At 67.0% G+C, this 17,074-nt stretch carries 14 protein-coding genes; 7 read left to right on the top strand and 7 right to left on the bottom strand.

The window, feature by feature from the left end; translation table 11 throughout:
* Positions 1–19: 19 nt before the first annotated feature.
* The gene (locus JYG37_RS31415) at positions 20–1,327 is read right to left on the bottom strand and encodes an MFS transporter (RefSeq protein ID WP_213347042.1); all 1,308 of its coding nucleotides are present in this window, start codon (positions 1,325–1,327) and stop codon (positions 20–22) included.
* A gap of 600 nt (positions 1,328–1,927) precedes the next feature.
* Between JYG37_RS31415 and JYG37_RS31410 the strand changes: the two genes are divergently transcribed.
* From JYG37_RS31410 to JYG37_RS31385, 6 genes are all read left to right on the top strand, one after another.
* Complete coding sequence (locus JYG37_RS31410) at positions 1,928–2,872, top strand: helix-turn-helix domain-containing protein (protein ID WP_213347040.1); 945 nt, start codon at positions 1,928–1,930, stop codon at positions 2,870–2,872.
* Positions 2,873–3,160: 288 nt separating this feature from the next.
* On the top strand, positions 3,161–4,600 hold the full coding sequence (locus tag JYG37_RS31405) for an APC family permease (protein ID WP_050016791.1): 1,440 nt from the start codon (positions 3,161–3,163) through the stop codon (positions 4,598–4,600).
* A gap of 261 nt (positions 4,601–4,861) precedes the next feature.
* Positions 4,862–6,307 carry an aldehyde dehydrogenase family protein gene (locus tag JYG37_RS31400; protein ID WP_124555368.1) on the top strand — a complete coding sequence of 482 codons (1,446 nt, stop codon included), beginning with the start codon at positions 4,862–4,864 and terminating at the stop codon, positions 6,305–6,307.
* A gap of 63 nt (positions 6,308–6,370) precedes the next feature.
* A complete protein-coding gene (locus JYG37_RS31395) occupies positions 6,371–7,735 on the top strand; it encodes an aspartate aminotransferase family protein (protein ID WP_213347038.1) in 1,365 nt (454 codons plus the stop codon).
* 150 nt (positions 7,736–7,885) lie between these two features.
* On the top strand, positions 7,886–8,449 hold the full coding sequence (locus JYG37_RS31390; RefSeq protein ID WP_124555370.1) for a cytochrome b: 564 nt from the start codon (positions 7,886–7,888) through the stop codon (positions 8,447–8,449).
* A 195-nt stretch (positions 8,450–8,644) separates the two neighbouring features.
* On the top strand, positions 8,645–9,793 hold the full coding sequence (locus tag JYG37_RS31385; protein WP_213347036.1) for a porin: 1,149 nt from the start codon (positions 8,645–8,647) through the stop codon (positions 9,791–9,793).
* Between the two features lie 63 nt (positions 9,794–9,856).
* Here the strand turns inward: JYG37_RS31385 and JYG37_RS31380 are convergent, their stop codons facing one another.
* Positions 9,857–10,912 carry a porin gene (locus tag JYG37_RS31380; RefSeq protein WP_089490490.1) on the bottom strand — a complete coding sequence of 352 codons (1,056 nt, stop codon included), beginning with the start codon at positions 10,910–10,912 and terminating at the stop codon, positions 9,857–9,859.
* A 312-nt stretch (positions 10,913–11,224) separates the two neighbouring features.
* On the opposite strand from JYG37_RS31380, the gene JYG37_RS31375 reads away from it, so the two are divergent.
* Positions 11,225–11,953 (top strand): IclR family transcriptional regulator, encoded by a 729-nt coding sequence (locus JYG37_RS31375; RefSeq protein ID WP_039356037.1) that lies wholly within the window; start codon positions 11,225–11,227, stop codon positions 11,951–11,953.
* 42 nt (positions 11,954–11,995) lie between these two features.
* Here JYG37_RS31375 and JYG37_RS31370 read toward each other — a convergent pair whose 3' ends face one another.
* From JYG37_RS31370 to JYG37_RS31350, 5 genes are all read right to left on the bottom strand, one after another.
* Complete coding sequence (locus JYG37_RS31370; protein ID WP_185641064.1) at positions 11,996–13,447, bottom strand: NAD-dependent succinate-semialdehyde dehydrogenase; 1,452 nt, start codon at positions 13,445–13,447, stop codon at positions 11,996–11,998.
* 84 nt (positions 13,448–13,531) lie between these two features.
* Positions 13,532–13,864: an NIPSNAP family protein gene (locus tag JYG37_RS31365; protein ID WP_050016779.1), complete on the bottom strand. Its 333-nt coding sequence runs from the start codon at positions 13,862–13,864 to the stop codon at positions 13,532–13,534.
* Positions 13,854–15,485, bottom strand: coding sequence for a bifunctional 3-(3-hydroxy-phenyl)propionate/3-hydroxycinnamic acid hydroxylase (locus JYG37_RS31360; protein WP_124630165.1), 1,632 nt, complete (start codon positions 15,483–15,485; stop codon positions 13,854–13,856). The genes JYG37_RS31365 and JYG37_RS31360 overlap by 11 nt, the downstream gene beginning before the upstream one ends.
* The gene (locus JYG37_RS31355) at positions 15,482–16,417 is read right to left on the bottom strand and encodes an alpha/beta fold hydrolase (RefSeq protein WP_179233210.1); all 936 of its coding nucleotides are present in this window, start codon (positions 16,415–16,417) and stop codon (positions 15,482–15,484) included. Before JYG37_RS31355 ends, JYG37_RS31360 begins: the two co-directional genes overlap by 4 nt.
* 27 nt (positions 16,418–16,444) lie before the next feature.
* Positions 16,445–17,050, bottom strand: a complete 606-nt coding sequence (locus JYG37_RS31350) for an amino acid synthesis family protein (protein WP_023476921.1) — start codon at positions 17,048–17,050, stop codon at positions 16,445–16,447.
* Between the last annotated feature and the right edge of the window lie 24 nt (positions 17,051–17,074).

Genomic DNA, 17,074 nt, shown 5'->3' with positions numbered 1-17,074 from the left:
GCGAGGGCGCGGCAACGCGCTATTCGACGCCCTGCCACGCGGCCCGTTCGCTCGTCGTGCGGCGCGACGGCAGCGTGCGCGGCACCAGGCTCGTCACCAGCACCGCGCCGACCACCAGCAGCCCCGCGACCACCGCGAACCCGGCATACGGCGCGCCGGTACGTGCGAACAGGATGCCGACCAGCCACGAACTGAACGCGCCGCCGAGCGAACCCAGCATGCTGATCACCGCGATGCCGGCTGCCGCCGCGCGGCCGGTCAGCTGGGCAGTCGGAATCGTCCAGAACACGATCGGCACGGTGAACGCGCACAGCTGCGCGATCGCCAGCAACGCGACGGTGACTCCTACATGGCCGACCGAGAAGCGCAGGAGCAGCAGACTGCACGCGGTGACGAGCATGCAAGCCACCGTATGCCAGCGGCGCTCGCCGTATCGGTCGGAACTCCATGCGATCGCCACGTTGCCGATCATCGTGAACACGGAAATCAATCCGGACAACCAACCGATTCCGGTAACGCTCGCGACCCCGGCCGCCTTCAGCACCGTGGGCGACCAGAACGTCACCGTCCCCATCCCGACGTAGACGCAGAAATAGATCGCCGCCAGCCCCAGCACGCGCGCGTGGCGAACGATGTCGAGCACGCCCGTTCGGTCATGGCCGACCACGGCCGACGCCCGCTCCGCGTCCAGATCGCGCAACAGCGCCTGCCGGTCCGCAGGCGACAGCCATGCCGCCCGTTCCGGCCGGTCGCTCAGCATCAGCGGCGCAACCAGCCCGAGCGCAATGGCCGGCAATCCCTCGATCAGGAACAGCCACTGCCATCCGCGCAACCCCATCGTGTCCTGCAGGTGCGCCATGATCCAGCCGGACAGCGGTCCGCCGATCATCCCCGCGACCGGAACGGCGAGCAGCAGCACGCTGTTGACGCGGGCGCGCACCCTGTCCGGAAACCAGTACGACAGGTACAGGATCAGGCCCGGAAAGAAGCCGGCCTCGGCGGCGCCGAGCAGAAACCGCACCACGTACAGCGACACGCTGCCGGTCACGAACATCTGCGCGACCGTGCACAGGCCCCACAGCACCATGATCCGCATCAGCGAGCGGCTCGCGCCGATGCGCGCCAGCAGCAGGTTGCTCGGCACCTCGAACGCGGCGTAACTGATGAAGAAGATGGCCGTCGCGGAGCCGAATACGGCTTCGCTCAAGCCGAGGTCCTGCAGGAACTGCAGCTTGGCGAACCCGATGTTGACGCGATCGATGAAGTTGACGACGTAGCAGACGAACAGAAACGGAATCACGCGCAGCGCGATCCGGCGATACAACAAGGCAGGGGGTGTCGGACATGGACCGCTCCCGGTATGTGGACAGGCGTCACGAACAGGCGAGGCGTTGCGGGGTAATTATACAAATCCCGTATTTCGGGATTTATCGGTAGTTAACACGAGAGGAGGCGTCGTGCGTGCCCTGGGCCATGACGTGAATCGGCATTCGACAGTTTTGTAAGAAAATACCGATGGTGCGCGATCGTGTTGACCATGAAGCCCCCGTTACTCGGCAGCGCATGACGCCATGTTCAAACCCCACCGCAAAAATAAATTTAATCCCCTATAATGAGATTTTGAAAAATAGAGTTGCCAATGACATTCGTCAGTCGATATCGTCCGGCACCCCCGAATTTCTTTCGGTTTGGCTATGCGCCGCCGCCTTCCGCGGGCCGCTCGCTCGACAAACGCCACCGGACTTTTCGATCGCGTCACGCGGTGTTTTTTTCTGGATATGATCGTCGGCGGGACTGACCGCGTCGCACCGCGCGTTCGGAAAGCCATCCGGGCGGCGCGCGCATGGCGCGATCGCGCTGCCCGCGCCGGCAGCATGAGCCGGCTTCGGCCGGCATCGAATTTGAAACGGGATGCATTCGCCACGCCATGAACCTGCGCGCTGAAACACTGTGCTTCTCGGATGTGTTCCTCCATTCCCAGGCGATCGTGAACTGGTCGCAGCACTACGACCAGATCAGTCCGGGCACCGCGACGACCACGCTGCGCCAGGTCGCCGGCCAGCGTTTTCACGTCTTTCGCGAACGCATCAACCAGCGCGTGATGCAGCACGGCCTCGCGCCGCGCGACCGGCTCTGCTTCGCGCTGCCGATCGCCAGTACGGTCGCGCCCGTGGTCCAGGGGCGCACCGTCGAGCGGCCGAGCCTGCTGACGCTGCGCGGCGGCGAGGAATTCGTCGCACACCTGCCGTGCGACACCGAGGTGCTCGCGTTCACGATCGACCGCACGCTCGCGGCCGATAGCGAGGTGGACGAACTCGCGAACCTGCCCGCACGTTTCCTGAAGCAGCCGGTGCTGCCGATCTCGCCCGCGCGCTACCGCAACGCGCTGGACGGCCTCGAACGCGTGCTCGGCCAGGCGCTCGACAGCGGTTCGCTCACCGCGCGCGATGCGTTCGACGAACGCGTGCTCGCGCACAGTCTGGTCGGCATCCTGCTCGACCTCGTGCAGCCCGACGACCCGGATGCCGGTGCGCTGCCGTCGGCCTCGACGCAAAGCTACATCGTGCGGCGCAGCCAGGAAATCGCGCTGGAATCCGACGACGTACCGACGGTCATCGATCTCTGTCATCACCTGCGGATCAGCCGCCGCACGCTACAATACAGCTTTCAGAACGTGGTCGGCACCACGCCGACCGCCTATCTCCGCTCGATCCGGCTGAACGCCGTGCGCCGCTTCCTGATGACGACGCCCGACACGATGCGGATCGGCGACGCGGCGGCGCAATTCGGCTTTTGCCACTTCGGACGCTTCTCCGCGTACTACCAGCAGCATTTCCACGAACTGCCGTCGCACACGCCGCGCCTGAGCTGAGCCCGCAACAGACGCATGGCGGCGTCGCATCCGGGTAATCCCCTGCCGCCCCCGCCCATGCGGATTGCCGATTACGGACAACGCCCGTTTTTTCGGCACCGTAAATTTTGTCGTCGGCCCTGCTCGATGCGCTGCACCGCATCGAGCGGCCGTCCAAGCGCATACCTGTGTCGTCGGCGGAGGTCGGCATCGATTGCCGGCACGTCAGGATCGGCGCGCGGCACGGGGATATCGATCAGGCATGCCGGTGTCGACTCCTGACGGACGAGCCGGCCAGCGGGACCCATCATGAACGAATCGTCACCCCGGTCCGAAGCGGGGCTCAGCAAGAACGCCGTCGGACTCTCCCACATCGTCTTCTTCGTCGTCGCCGCGGCCGCGCCGCTCACCGCGATGGTCGGCGCGACGCCCGCGGCATTCTCGCTCGGCAACGGCCCCGGCGTGCCCGGCGTATTCGTGCTGGCCGGCGTCATGTACCTGATCTTCAGCATCGGCTATGCGGCGATGAGCCGGCACATCTCCAATGCGGGCGCGTTCTACGCGTACATCGCGAACGGGCTCGGACGCCCCGCCGGCGTCGGCGGCGCGTTCGTCGCGATCGTCGCGTACAACGCGGTGCAGATCGCGATCTACTGCATGTTCGGCTTCTTTCTGAACGACAGCATCCAGCGGCACTACGGCGTCGACGTGCCGTGGTGGGCGTTCGCGCTCGCGTGCGTCGTCGCGGTCCACTTCTGCGGCGCGCGGCGCATCGAGTTCAGCGGCCGGCTGCTCGGCATGCTGATGATCGGCGAAATCGCGATCGTGATGCTGCTCGATCTCGCGATCGTCGTGCACGGCGCGAGTGCCGGCGGCTTCAGCGCGAAACCGTTCAGCCCCGCGATGGTGTTCGCGCCCGGGCTCGGCACCGCGCTCGTGTTCGTGCTCGGCTCGTACATGGGCTTCGAGGCGACCGCGATCTTCTCCGAGGAGGCGCGCGACCCGAAGCGCACGATTCCGCGCGCCACCTACCTCGCCGTGATCCTCATCATGGCGTTCTACGCGCTGTCGTCGTGGGCGATCGTCGAGGCGTGGGGCGAGCGCGCGATCGCCGCGCAGGCCGCGCGCGATCCGGCCAATCTGTGGTTTGCCGTCAGCGGCCGGCTGCTCGGCAGCATCGCGACGGACGCGATGAACGTGCTGCTCGTCACGAGCCTGTTCGCGGCCATCCTGTCGTTCCACAACACGATCACGCGCTATTTCTACGCGATGGGCCGCGAACGCGTGCTGTGGCGCAAGCTCGGCCATACGTGCCCGGTGCATCGTTGCCCGGACGTCGCCGGCAAGGTGCAGACGCTGATCGCGCTCGCGGCCATCGCCGGGTCGGCCGCGTTCCGCCTCGATCCGTTCGCGGTCGTGTTCTCGTGGATGAGCGCGCTGGCCACGATCGGCATCATCGCGGTGCAGATCCTGGTGGCGGCGTCGGTAATCGCGTTCTTCGCGCGCGATCACCGCGACGCCGGCGTCGTGCACCGCCTGATCGCGCCGCTCGTCAGCGTGATCGCGCTCGGCGCGTGCCTCGTGCTCGTCGTGCGCAACCTGTCCGTGCTGAGCGGATCGGATTCGACCTTCGTCGCGATGTTTCCGTATTTCCTCGTCGCCGTCGGTGCGCTCGGCATCCGCGCCGCGCTGCGGTTGAAGCGCAGCGACCCGGACCTGTATCGCGAACTCGGGCGCGCCGCCCAGTAGCCGCCGACCGGACGGTGCCGCGCCGCACCGTCGTCTCGTTGTTCGCTTCCCGAGCATTCCACGCTGCCAACGTGACGCGCGATGCGTCGCGCCGGCACGGGTATTCCCTATCCCGATCGCGCCGCAACGATTGCCGATAGCGGACAAGGCGCGCGTTTTCATCGACATACAGTGAATGCGACGTCGAAGCCTGACGGTGGCCGTTGTCATCGCCCTCACCCGTTCGGCCCGACGATTCGCCCCTGGGAAACACGGAACACCATGATGAAAATTCAGAATCTGATCGACGGCAGGCATTGCGACGCAGCGGCCGGCCGTACCTTCGAAAAGCTGGCGCCGGCGACCGGCGACTACGTGGCCGCCGTGCCCGCATCGACCGCCGAAGACGTCGATCGCGCGGTGCGTGCCGCGCACGCCGCGCTGCACGGCGACGCGTGGGCCCGCGCGGGCGGCTCGGCCCGCGCGCGCTGGCTGCTTCGGCTCGCGGACCTGGTCGAGCGCGACCGTGACGCACTGGCGGAATGCCTGGCCGTCGAACAAGGGCGCCCGCTTGCCGAGATGCGGATGATGGACCTGCCGATGTGCATCGACACGCTGCGCTATTTCGCCGGCTGGGCCGACAAGCTCGAGGGCCGCACGATTCCGACCGACGGCTTCATGGGCCGCCCGACGCTCAGCTACACGCGGCGCGCGCCGGTGGGCGTCGCCGGTCAGATCATCCCGTGGAACGCGCCGTTGATGATCGCGGTGTGGAAGCTCGCGCCGGCGCTCGCGGCCGGCTGTCCGGTGGTCATCAAGCCGTCGGAGGACACGCCGCTGGCCGTCGCCCGGCTCGGCGAACTCGTCTGCGAAGCCGGCCTGCCCGCCGGGGTCGTCAACATCGTCCACGGCGTCGGCGCGGAAGTCGGCGCCGCGCTGGTCGCGCACCCGCTCGTGAACAAGATCAGTTTCACCGGCAGCACCGAAGTCGGCCGCACGATCGCGGGCGTGGCAGCGAAGACCTTCAAGCGCGTCACGCTCGAACTCGGCGGCAAGGCCGCGCAGATCGTGTTTGCGGATGCCGATCTCGACCGGGCGATTCCGTCGCTGATGGCCGGCATGTTCGCGAACCAGGGGCAGACGTGCGCGGCCGGCTCGCGCGTGCTCGCACATCGCTCGATCGCGCAGGCACTCGAAGAACGGCTTGCCGACGCAGCTCGCGCGATGCGCGTCGGTCCGCCGTCGGAGCCCGGCGTGCAGATGGGTGCGCTGATCAACCCGCGCCACCTCGCGCGGGTACGCGCGCTCGTCGACGGCGCGCTCGCCGAAGGCGCGGTGATGCTCGCCGGCGACGAACAGGTGCCGCCGCGCGGCTGCTTCATGCGCCCGACGATTCTGGGCGGCGTTCATCCGGGCATGCGGATCGCCCGCGACGAGGTGTTCGGCCCGGTCGGCATGGTGATGCCGTTCGAGACCGAGGACGACGCCGTCCGCATCGCCAACGACACGCCGTTCGGTCTCTCCGCTTCGGTGTGGACGCAGGACGTCGGCACCGCGCACCGCGTCGCCGAGCGGCTCGACGTCGGCGCGGTCGCGATCAATGCGTGGAGCCCGATCGACGCGCGCCTGCCGTGGGGCGGCACCAAGCAAAGCGGGATCGGGCGCGACCTGTCGAAGGCCGCGCTCGATTCGTATCTCGAGGAAAAGATCGTCACCGCAGCCCTGTGACCCCACGGCGCACACCGCGCCGCAACCTTGTTCAAGTACTTCGCAAGAGAGACGAGAGACACCATGGACTATCAAAAGCGTCAAAAACGATTCTGGCACCCGATGAGCTCGGCGGCCGCCGGGCATACGACTCCCACCGTGATCATCGAGCGCGGCGACGGCAACTACGTGTACGACGTCGACGGCCACCGCATGCTCGACGGCGTCGGCGGACTGTGGAACGTCAACGTCGGCCACAACCGGCCGGAAGTGAAAAGCGCGATCGCGCGGCAGATGGACGCGCTGTCGTACTACCAGACCTTCGACGGCGTCGCCCATCCGCGCGTCTACGATCTGGCCGACCGCCTGTGCGCGATGTTCGCGCAGGAAGACATGCAGCGGGTGATGTTCGGCAGCGGCGGCTCCGACGCGATCGAGACCGCGCTCAAGATGGCGCGCCAGTACTGGGTCGCCGCGGGCGAGCCGTCGCGCACGAAATTCCTGTCGCTGCGCAACGGCTATCACGGCGTGCACATGGGCGGCACGTCGATCGGCGGCAACGGCGTCTACCATTACAATCATGGCCCGCTGCTGCCCGGCTGCGTGCTGCTCGACACGCCCTGGCTCTATCGCAATCCGTGGAATTGCGACGATCCGCAACAACTCGTCGAGCACTGCATCCGGCAGCTCGAGGAAACGATCGCGTTCCACGGCCCGCAGACCATCGCCGCGTTCGTCGCCGAACCGGTGCAGGGCGCCGGCGGCCTGATCGTCCCGCCGGCCGATTACTGGGCGCGCGTGCGGGCCGTGTGCGACCGTAACGGCATCCTGCTGATCGCGGACGAGGTGGTCACCGGCTTCGGCCGCACCGGCAGCCTGCTCGGCAGCCGCGGCTGGGGCGTCGCCGCCGACATCCTGTGCGTCGCCAAGGGCATTTCCGCCGGCTACGTGCCGCTCGGCGCAACGCTGTACAACGGGCGCATCGCCGACGCGATCGAACATGGCGCGGGCTTCTCGCACGTGGTCATGCACGGCTATACGTACAGCGGGCATCCGCTCGCGTGCGCCGCGTCGCTCGCGGTGCTCGACATCGTCGAGGCCGAGGATCTGCCGGGCAATGCGGCGCGGGTCGGCCAGCGCCTGCTCGAGCAATTGCTGCCGCTGAAGGCCGACTTCGAGACGGTCGGCGACGTCCGCGGCAAGGGGCTGATGCTGGCGCTCGACCTGGTGACCGACAAGGCCAGCCGCACGCCGCTCGATCCGGGCAAGGGGTTCGCCGCCCGCGTGGCCGATGCCGCGCGCCGGCGCGGCGTGCTGGTGCGGGCGATCGCGAACAAGGTGGTGATGTCGCCGCCGCTGACGCTGCAGCCAGGCGAAGCCGACTTCATGGCCGTGACGCTGCGCGAGGCGTTGCAGGAGTGCTGCGCGGAATCGACGGCGATCGCCTGAGCGCGCGAACCGGCCCGGCACACGGGCCTTTCGTCGAAGACTCGTGCGCATCGCCATCCGGCCTCGGTTCGACGAAGATCGCCGCGGGGCGCCGAAGTCGACGATCGGCATCCCGCGTGCCCCGTTTCGTTTAAAAGGAAGACAAATCAAATGGAAAACCAGGCCATCGCATTCCCCGCGGAGAAATACCCGCTCGCGCTTCGGCTGCTGCACTGGGTCAGGGCGATCCTGATCGGCGCGCAGCTGTGGACCGGCTGGACGATGGTCCGGCTCGACGACAACCTGCCGGCCAAGTTCGACTGGTATTACCCGACGCACAAGGAGTTCGGCGTGCTCACGCTGCTGGTGGTCGTCACGCAACTGGCGATTCGCTCGATGAAGCCGTTGCCGCCGCTGCCTTCCACGCTGCCGACGCTCGATCGCACGCTCGCGAAGATCGGCCATTACCTGCTGTATGCGCTCGCGATCATCGTGCCGCTGATGGGCTATTCGATGTCCAGCACGTATACGCAGAGCGACGGCGTGCCGTTCTTCTTTTTCCGCGTACCCGAGCTGCTGCCGAAGAACGACCATTGGTTCGAGGCGTTTCAATGGCTGCACAAAACGCTCGCCTATACGTTGCTCGCGCTCATCGTACTGCATGTGCTTGGCGCGCTGAAACACCGGTTCTTCGACCGCAACCCGGAAAACGACGTGCTGCGGCGGATGCTGTAACGCCGCCGCCACGCGGAACCGCGCGCCCGGCGAGGTTCCGTATTCGGTCCGCCCGATCGCGGCGGGTCTCTTTTCTTCAAATTTAATATTTCGTCTTACTAACGACAAGCGGACCCGCTACACGCGTCCGGTGCTGACGTATGCCGTCGGAAACCGCACCGCGCCGCGTGGGCCGTCCACACCTGGAGATCGACGATGAAGAAGATGATGGCGGCCGTATCGGCCGCGAGCGCGATGGGATTCGGCCTGACGGCCCATGCGCAAAGCACCGTGACGCTGTACGGCCTGATCGACGAAGGCGTCAATTTCACGAGCAACGCGGGCGGCAGCAACGCTTACCAGATGGTCAGCGGCGATACCGTCGGCAGCAACTGGGGGCTGAAAGGCACCGAGGATCTCGGCGGCGGGCTCAGAGCGCTGTTCCAGCTCGAGAACGGCTTCAACGCGAGCACCGGCGCGCTCGGCGTGACGTCGCGGATGTTCGGCAGGCAAGCCTACGTCGGCCTCGATTCCGACCGGTTCGGCACGCTCACGTTCGGCCGCCAGTACGACCCCACGCTCGACATGTGGAGTACCTTCACGGCCACCGGCAACTGGCTCGGCGACTTCGGCGCGCACCCGTACGACAACGACAACGCCGACTGGGACTACCGCATCCAGAACAGCGTCAAATACGTGTCGCCCTCCTACGCCGGCTTCAAGGGCGAAGTGCTCTACGGGCTCGCGAATCAGGCAGGGGGCTTCGCACGGAACCGCGTCTATAGCGCCGCCGTGCAGTACCAGGCGGGCGCGTTCTCCGCCGCCGTCGCGTACCTGAAGGCCAACAACGGTGGCGCGACCGCGGGCGGTGCGTTGTCGAGCGACGATACGGTCTTCAGCGGCCGCGCGCAGCAGAACATCGATGCCGGCATGTCGTACAAGTTCAGCGACACGCTGACGCTGTCCGCCGCGTATTCGCACGTCGACGTGACCAACCCCGAGTCGAATCTGTACTTCGCGAACCAGCCGGCCGCAGGCTCGCAGCACGCGTGGAAGTTCGACAACTTCGAGGTCAACGGCCAGTATTTCTTCCGGCCGGATCTCTGGCTCGGCGCCGCCTATGCCTACACGCATGCGCATGTCGCGACGACGGCAGGCGATGCGTCGCCGAGCTGGCATCAGATGTCGATGATGCTCGACTACGATCTGAGCAAGCGGACCTCGACGTACATCCAGGGCGCGTACCAGCATGCAACCGGCCATACCGGCACCGACTTCGACTACGCGCACGTGCTGGGCACGGCCGGACAGTCGTCGGGCCGCAACCAGCTGGCGTTGCGCGTCGGGATGATGCATCGGTTCTGAACCGGGTGGGGAAACACGGGCTCTCGCGCGACGGACGCGGCAGCCCGTGTTTCTCGCGCATCGTCAGAACTGATGCCGCAGGCCGAGCCGAACCGCGGTCTGCGTCGAACCGGACGCCGCCCCGCCGAGCGCCGCCTCGACCTGCGCGCCATACGCACTGTCGTGCCCGCGTGCGAATACCGCGTAAAGGCCGGACCGCTTCGACAGCGAATAGTCGGCGCTCAACGTGATCTGGTTGGCCGAGCCGATGTCGCCGCCGCGCTGCTGGTACTGGAAGCCGCCGCCCAGTTGCAACGCCGGCGTGACCGCATAGGTCAGCCCGGCGTCATAGGTGGTGGCCCGCAGCGGCGCGGCAGCGCTGATCCGCACGTCCGACACCATGCCGAAGACACGAAACGGCCCGACGTTGTAGCCTGCGCCGCCCGAGACATTGCGCAGATTGCCACCGGCAGTGACGTCATGCTGGCCGAAATAAGCGAGCGCGGCGCCGAACGCACCTTGCGTGTACGACAGCATCGCGCTTTGCACGCTGCTGCGCGCGACCGTGCCGGGCACGTTGCCGAATCCCCATAGGCCGCCGAACGACAATCCGCCGAATGTCGGGCTCACGTACTTCACCGCATTGTTCACCTGGACGCCCCATACGCGGTTGTCGAGCGCGCCGCCCGCCGACGCGTTCGCGGGCAAGCCCCACGCGAGCAGGCCGGCCGGCGTGTTCGCACCGGTTGCAAAAGCCGGCATGAGATCGCCGACGAAATCGAACTGGCGCCCGAGCGTCACGGTCCCCCAGTCGCCGCCGAGCCCGACGTACGCTTGCGAACTGAATGCGGAGCCGGGTACGGTCAGCGCACCGTCGGACGTCTGGAACTGGCTTTCGAGCCGGAAGACCGCATAGTCGGCGCCGCCGAGATCCTCCCTGCCCGTCACGCCCCACACGTCGTTGCGCGACACGCCGGCCTGCAACGCGATCTGACGTCCGCCGCGCGGGGCGGACGCCACGTCGTTCGTATAGGTCACGCCCGTGTCCAGCGAACCGTAGAGCGTCACGCTCGATTGCGCGAACGCCGGTGCGACGGCACCGCAGCCGCACCATGCCACCATCCGGAACCACCGTTTCATCTGCTTCTCCTCATCGAATTTTCCCGGACGATGCACGCGTGAACCGGCCGGCGCGGCAGCAACATCGATCCAGTGCGATTTCATTGTCTAAAATAGGAATCCATATCAATCGATGGCGAAGCGAGTCACGTCGATGCGCCGGCACGCATACCATACAAGCATCGACGCGGTTCCCGGTGCCGCCCGCACGACTTAAGTTAGACTACGGCCTGTCGCCCGCCGCGCTGCATTTCGTGCCGCAGCGCGGCAACCCGAAACCGCATTCGCCCTTCACGTTCCCTAGCCGCAAGCCGTCTGATCCCGGATTACGTCATGTCGAGCCTCACCAAAATGCTGTCCATCCTCGACGTCTTCTCTTCGTCGGCGACGTCGATGACCGCCGAGGAAATCGCCGAACACATGGGCTTTTCGCGCACCACGTGCTATCGCTACGTGAAGGAACTGGCATCCGTCGGCCTGCTCGTCGGCACCAACGGCCGCTATACGCTGGGCCCGCGCATCATCCATCTCGACTACAACATGCGGCAGTCGGACCCGACGCTCACCGCCGCGAAGCCCGTGATCCAGAAGCTGGTTCAGGTCACCGGCGGCGATGCGCTCGTGTCGACGCTGTTCGACGAACAGATCATCAACGTGATGCACGAAACCGGCGCCGAGAACCTGCAACTCGGTTTCGGCCGCGGCCGCATCATGCCGCTGTTCCAGGGCGCGTCGTCGAAAGTGATCGTCGCCGCGATGTCGCGCGCGCGGCTGAAGCGCCTGCACGAACGCCACAACGCCGAGCTCGGCGAGTTCGCGAGCGACTGGACGCAGTTCTGGCGCGCGTGCCAGCAGATCGTCGACGCGGGCTACTGGATCTCGCGCGGCGAACTCGATGAAGGGTTCGTCGGCATCGCCGCGCCGATTCGCACGGCCAGCAGCGGCGAGGTCAACAGCAGCCTGTCGCTGGTCTTTCGCGCCGAACACTTCGCGCTGTTCGACGAGCACGTGCTCGGCAAGCTGCTGATCGACGCCACCGCACAGATCGGCGACGCGACCTGAGCATGCGACCGTCGTCGCGCGCGACCGTCGACCGACATCCGGTCAGTTCATCTGCGTGATGAATTTGGTGACCAGATAACCGTCGAACGTCTCCATTCCGCCCTCGCTGCCGAAACCGCTGTCCTTCACGCCGCCGAACGGAATCTCCGCCGGCCCCATCCCGAAGTGATTGATGTTGACCATGCCGGCTTCGAGCGCGCGGCCGATCCGGTGCGCATCGCGCGCCGACGTCGTGAACGCGTACGACGCAAGGCCGAACGGCAAGCGGTTCGCTTCGTCGAGCGCATCGTCGAGCGCGTCGAACGGCACGATCCCGACGATCGGGCCGAACGGCTCTTCGTTCATCAGCCGCGTGTCGCGCGCCGGTCCCAGTACGACCGTCGGCGCGAAGTAGTGCCCTGGTCCGGCCACGCGCGTCCCGCCGCATGCGATCTTCGCCCCTTTCGTCTTTGCGTCGGCAACGAACGCGTCGATCTCGGATACGCGTCGCGCATGCGCAAGCGGCCCCATCGTGGTCGCCTCTTCCAGCCCGTAGCCGACGCGAATCTTGCCGACCGCTTCCAGATACGCGCCGACGAACCGGTCGAACACCGCACGCTGCACGAAGAACCGCGTCGGCGACACGCAAACCTGCCCCGCATTGCGAAACTTGTACGCGGCCAGCATCGTCGCGGCGCGGTCGATATCGGCGTCCGCACAGACCAGCACCGGCGCATGCCCGCCCAGCTCCATGGTCATGCGCTTCATGTGCGACGCGGCGAGCGCCGCCAGTTGCTTGCCGACCGGCACCGAACCCGTGAACGAGATCTTGCGCACGAGCGGCGACTCGATCAGCTGCCTCGACACGTCGGCCGGCACGCCCCAGACGATGTTCAGGCAGCCCGCGGGCAAGCCGGCGTCGTGAAAGATCCGCGCGAGCGCGACGATCGCGCTCGGCGATTCCTCCGGCCCTTTCAGCACCAGCGTGCAGCCCGACGCAAGCGCGGCCGCGATCTTGTGCATCGCCTGGCTGAACGGAAAATTCCACGGCGAGAACGCCGCGCACACGCCGATCGGTTCGCGCAGCACCGTCTGCGCGACGTCCGGCGAGCGCGACGGCACGACGCGGCCATAGGTGCGACGCCCTTCCTCCGCATGCCATTCGAGCTGCTCGGCCGACGACACGACCTCGGCAATCGCCTCGCGAAGCGGCTTGCCCTGGTCCATCGTGATGTGGCGGCCGATCGCCGGTGCCCGCTCGCGCACCAGCGCAGCTGCGCGGCGCAGGATGTCCGAGCGCGCGAGCGGCGACTCGCGGCGCCACGTCGCGAACGCACGATGCGCGGCGCGCACCGCGGCGTCGATATCGTCCGGCGTCGCATGCGGCAAGTCGCCGAGCACGCTGCCGGTTCCCGGATCGAGAACGGGCTGCGTGCGCCGGCCATCGGCCTGAAGGAACCGGCCGTCGATATACAGATGGAGCGACGCGTAATCGCGTTGCGCATCAGGCGTCATGCGGGAAGTCAGCGGCGTAAACGGGATCAAGACGGATACCTCGGTAGAGACTGTACGATGGGCCGGACATGCAACGAACGCGCATCACGCGGCCGATGGCGGTGCACGCAGCAGACCGCCGATTTCCTGTCGGAGAATCTGGTTTTCCTGCCGGACGAGCAGATGCCGGACCTTGCCGCGAAACGTCCTGAAGTCGGGATCGGCCATCAGCACGGCACGACGCCGCGCCCGATCGTCCAGCGAATCGAACGCCCACAGATAGACGAGCTGATTCAGCGGTCCGACTTCCGTCGCGAAACAGCCGACCATCGTGCCGAGCGCGTGCTCCTGCGGCGCGCGGCCGCACTCCGCATAGAGCCGCAGATACTCGGCGACGCCGCCCGGCACCAGCGTGTACGTGCGTTGCTCAACAAACATCCGCGGTCTCCCGTTGTCGCGGCGCAAACGCCTGGAACGCCGCGGTCACGCCTGCGATGCCGGCGGCGTCCGTCTGCGCGGCCACGTAGCGGTCGGGGCGCACGACCACGAGCGGGCCGCGATGCCGGTCGAACCATGCCGCCAGCGCGTTGTCGACGTCCTCGACGCACACGCTGCCGTGGGCGCTCGTCACGCGCCGCGCGCGGCCCGTCCCGCTGCGCGAGCGGTTGACCTGAACGAAGGTCGCGCCCAGCGCCGTCCAGTACGCGCGATCGTCGTCACTCAGGCACGCCTGCGGATCGCATTGCCAGCCGACGATCGAAAACCATGGGCCGAGCACGTCGTCGAGCTTGCGGCGCACGCCGTCGGCCGTTTCGACGTCGGGCTGCGCGATCATCCTGCCCGCCGCGTCGCCCGGCGCGCCCGGCAGCACGACGCCGCGCGTATAGCTCGGCATCGGCTTGAAACGCATCTGCAGCACGTAGTCCTTCAGGCCCGGCGCATACCGCGCGAGCCCGAGGAACCGGTCGCGCAGAAACGCGACGACCCGGTTGGTCGGCATCAGCATCGCACCGAACGTGTCCGCGAGATCGATCATCGCCTTCGCGTGGTCGCGGCGTTCCGATTCGTAGGTAGGGATCACGCCGGGATCGAGCGTGCCGTTCACGACGCCTGCGAGTTTCCACGCGAGATTGCCGACGTCGCGCAGGCCGGCGTTCAGGCCCTGGCCGATCCACGGCGGGCTCAGGTGGGCAGCATCGCCGACGAGCGCCACGCGGCCCGCCACGAAACGCTCGGCCACGCGAGAATGGTGCGTATAGGTCCGCGCGCGCACGATCTCGATACGATCGACGTCGTCGACGTACGGCGCGATCAGCGCACGGATCGATTCCGGCCGCGCGATCGCCTCTGCGTCCTCGTGCGGGAATACGAGAAACTCCCAGCGCCGGAAATTGAACGGCAGATAGATGCACACGTTCGGGCGGCGCGGGTCGCAGTTCAGCGCCGTGCACGGCTGGTCGAGCCCGGCATTCTTCACGTCGACCACGACCCATTTGATCGGATGCGTCGTGCCGGCCAGCTTGATGCCGAGCCAGTCGCGCATCGGGCTGCGTCCGCCGTCGGCCGCCACCACGTAGTCGGCGTCGAGCGCATACTGCCTGCCGTCGGCGGCGCGCACCTGCAACGTGACGCATCGGTCGTCCTGTTCGACGCCGACCACTTCCTCGCCGGTCCGCAGCGCTACGTGCGGATAGCGCGCCAGCCCCGCGCGCAGCGTGTGTTCGGCCAGTTGCTGCATGAAGATGTTGCGCCGCCACCAGCCGAATTCGCGTATCGACGGGCGGATGTCGGCAAAGCATTCGCCGTTCGCCTTGAACATGCGCAACGGCACGTTCTGGATGATGTCGCGGCTCAATTCGTCGGCGAGCCTCGCGGTCTGGAACATCCGCAATGCTTCGTCGTCGATGCCGACCGCGCGCGGAAAATCGACGACGTCCGCCGCCTTCTCGATAATCACCGTCGCGACGCCGTAAAGGCCCAGCAGATTCGCCATCGCGACGCCGTTCGGCCCCGCGCCGACGATCGCGACCGACGTCCGGTTCCGGTTGTTCGCTTTCATTCGCCCACGCCTCCGCTGCGCCATGCAGGATCCTCGAGACGATCGAGCCACGACCGCAACGCGCGATTGAACGCATCGGGTTGATCGTCGTGCACGTAATGCGTCGCGCCGGGAATGTCGATCCGCTCGATTTCCGCATTGGCGGCCGCCATTTCGGCCGCCACGTCCGCGGACAGGAAATCCGAGTCGCCGCCGCGCACCAGCAACGTGGGCACGTGCAGGTTGAGGATCAACGGCCACAGATGGACGAGCTGCTCCGGCGTCGCCGCCAGCCGTGCGGCCGCAATTCCTTGCGCGTCGTGCCGCCAGACGATCCGGCCCGGCTCGCCTTCTTTCAGCGAATGCGCGATGCGCGAATCGAGCGCGGATTCCGCGATGTTCGGCCGCTGGCGCCGCCAGAACGCGCGTGCGTCGTCCCACGACGCGAACGCGTCCGGCGTTTCCTGCAGCTCGCGCTTGATGCGCTCGGAACCCGGCGAGCCGGCCGACGCGCCGGGGCCCATGTCCTCGATCACGAGGCCCGCGAGCCGTTCGGCGTGCCGTTCGGCGTGCCGTTCGGCGTGCCTTTCGGCGTGCCGTTCCGGCTGCGCCGCCGCGTAGACGAATGCATTGGCGCCGCCCATCGAGTGCCCGACCAGCACGAATCGTCGCAGGCCGAGCGCGCGCACCAATGCGTCGAGATCGCGCACGTAGGCCGCCGCGTAGTAGTCGCGCCGCGGATCCCAATCGCTCAGCCCGCGCCCGCGCTGATCAAGCGCGACGACCCGGTAGCGGTCGGCCAGCGCAGCGGCGACGGGCGCCCAGGTATGCGCGTAACTGCGCAGGCCGTGCAGCATCACCACGGTCGGCGCATCGTCGCGCCCCCAGCTCACGTAGTGCAGCCGCAGTCCATCGTTGTCGATCCATCCATCGTTGACGGACGCCGTGTTCATCATCTGCTCCTCGCCCGACATGCGCGCTCAGACCAGACCGTCGCGACCGACGATCTCGCTCGCCTTCAGCCCACCGAGCCGCGCATGCAGCCGGCCGCGTGTCGCGAACGCGAAGATCACCAGCACTTCGTCGTCGTTCGGCGCATCGGGAAACAGGCACGTCACCGTGTCGTAGTGCGAGCGCACGTAGAGCGCATCCTTGTGCGCGAGCGGCACGTCGATCACCGTATTGATCGGGCCGCGCTTGCCGCTCGACGGCACCCACGATTTGCCGCCGCCCAGCGCCGCGCGGATCGGCTCCGCGAAGATCGACGTGAGGAACGCGTTGCCGTGTTCGTATTCGCCGGCCGAACCGACCAGGCACGCCTTGCCGTAGCTCTCGATCGCGCGGCCGTCGGCGAGCGACTCGATGCGTCGCGCAAACTCCTTGCCGAGCGCGGGCGACGGACGCACGAGATCGTCGAGGTTTTCGCTGAATCGCCCTGCGTACGGGTTGTGAACGGCCGCGGCGATCACGATCTTGCGCAACGGCTCGCCGTCCGCGAGCTGGCCGGTTTCGTTCGCGAGCGAATCCTCGATCTGCGTGTACCACTTGCGGATATGAAAGCCTTCGAAATTGGCGATCTTGCTCATTTGCATTCCTATATAAAACGTCGA

It is taken from the genome of Burkholderia sp. LAS2 (assembly GCF_018417615.1).
Lineage (GTDB): Bacteria > Pseudomonadota > Gammaproteobacteria > Burkholderiales > Burkholderiaceae > Burkholderia > Burkholderia sola.
This window is presented reverse-complemented; position numbering and strand designations above follow the sequence as displayed.

Excerpts from the sequence above, each read along its gene's own strand:
- JYG37_RS31410 (WP_213347040.1), top strand. The coding sequence starts at position 1,928 with ATGAACCTGCGCGCTGAAACACTGTGCTTCTCGGATGTGTTCCTCCAT.
- JYG37_RS31405 (WP_050016791.1), top strand. The coding sequence starts at position 3,161 with ATGAACGAATCGTCACCCCGGTCCGAAGCGGGGCTCAGCAAGAACGCC.
- JYG37_RS31400 (WP_124555368.1), top strand. The coding sequence starts at position 4,862 with ATGATGAAAATTCAGAATCTGATCGACGGCAGGCATTGCGACGCAGCG.
- JYG37_RS31395 (WP_213347038.1), top strand. The coding sequence starts at position 6,371 with ATGGACTATCAAAAGCGTCAAAAACGATTCTGGCACCCGATGAGCTCG.
- JYG37_RS31390 (WP_124555370.1), top strand. The coding sequence starts at position 7,886 with ATGGAAAACCAGGCCATCGCATTCCCCGCGGAGAAATACCCGCTCGCG.
- JYG37_RS31385 (WP_213347036.1), top strand. The coding sequence starts at position 8,645 with ATGAAGAAGATGATGGCGGCCGTATCGGCCGCGAGCGCGATGGGATTC.
- JYG37_RS31380 (WP_089490490.1), bottom strand. The coding sequence starts at position 10,912 with ATGAAACGGTGGTTCCGGATGGTGGCATGGTGCGGCTGCGGTGCCGTC.
- JYG37_RS31375 (WP_039356037.1), top strand. The coding sequence starts at position 11,225 with ATGTCGAGCCTCACCAAAATGCTGTCCATCCTCGACGTCTTCTCTTCG.
- JYG37_RS31370 (WP_185641064.1), bottom strand. The coding sequence starts at position 13,447 with ATGACGCCTGATGCGCAACGCGATTACGCGTCGCTCCATCTGTATATC.
- JYG37_RS31365 (WP_050016779.1), bottom strand. The coding sequence starts at position 13,864 with ATGTTTGTTGAGCAACGCACGTACACGCTGGTGCCGGGCGGCGTCGCC.
- JYG37_RS31360 (WP_124630165.1), bottom strand. The coding sequence starts at position 15,485 with ATGAAAGCGAACAACCGGAACCGGACGTCGGTCGCGATCGTCGGCGCG.
- JYG37_RS31355 (WP_179233210.1), bottom strand. The coding sequence starts at position 16,417 with ATGAACACGGCGTCCGTCAACGATGGATGGATCGACAACGATGGACTG.
- JYG37_RS31350 (WP_023476921.1), bottom strand. The coding sequence starts at position 17,050 with ATGAGCAAGATCGCCAATTTCGAAGGCTTTCATATCCGCAAGTGGTAC.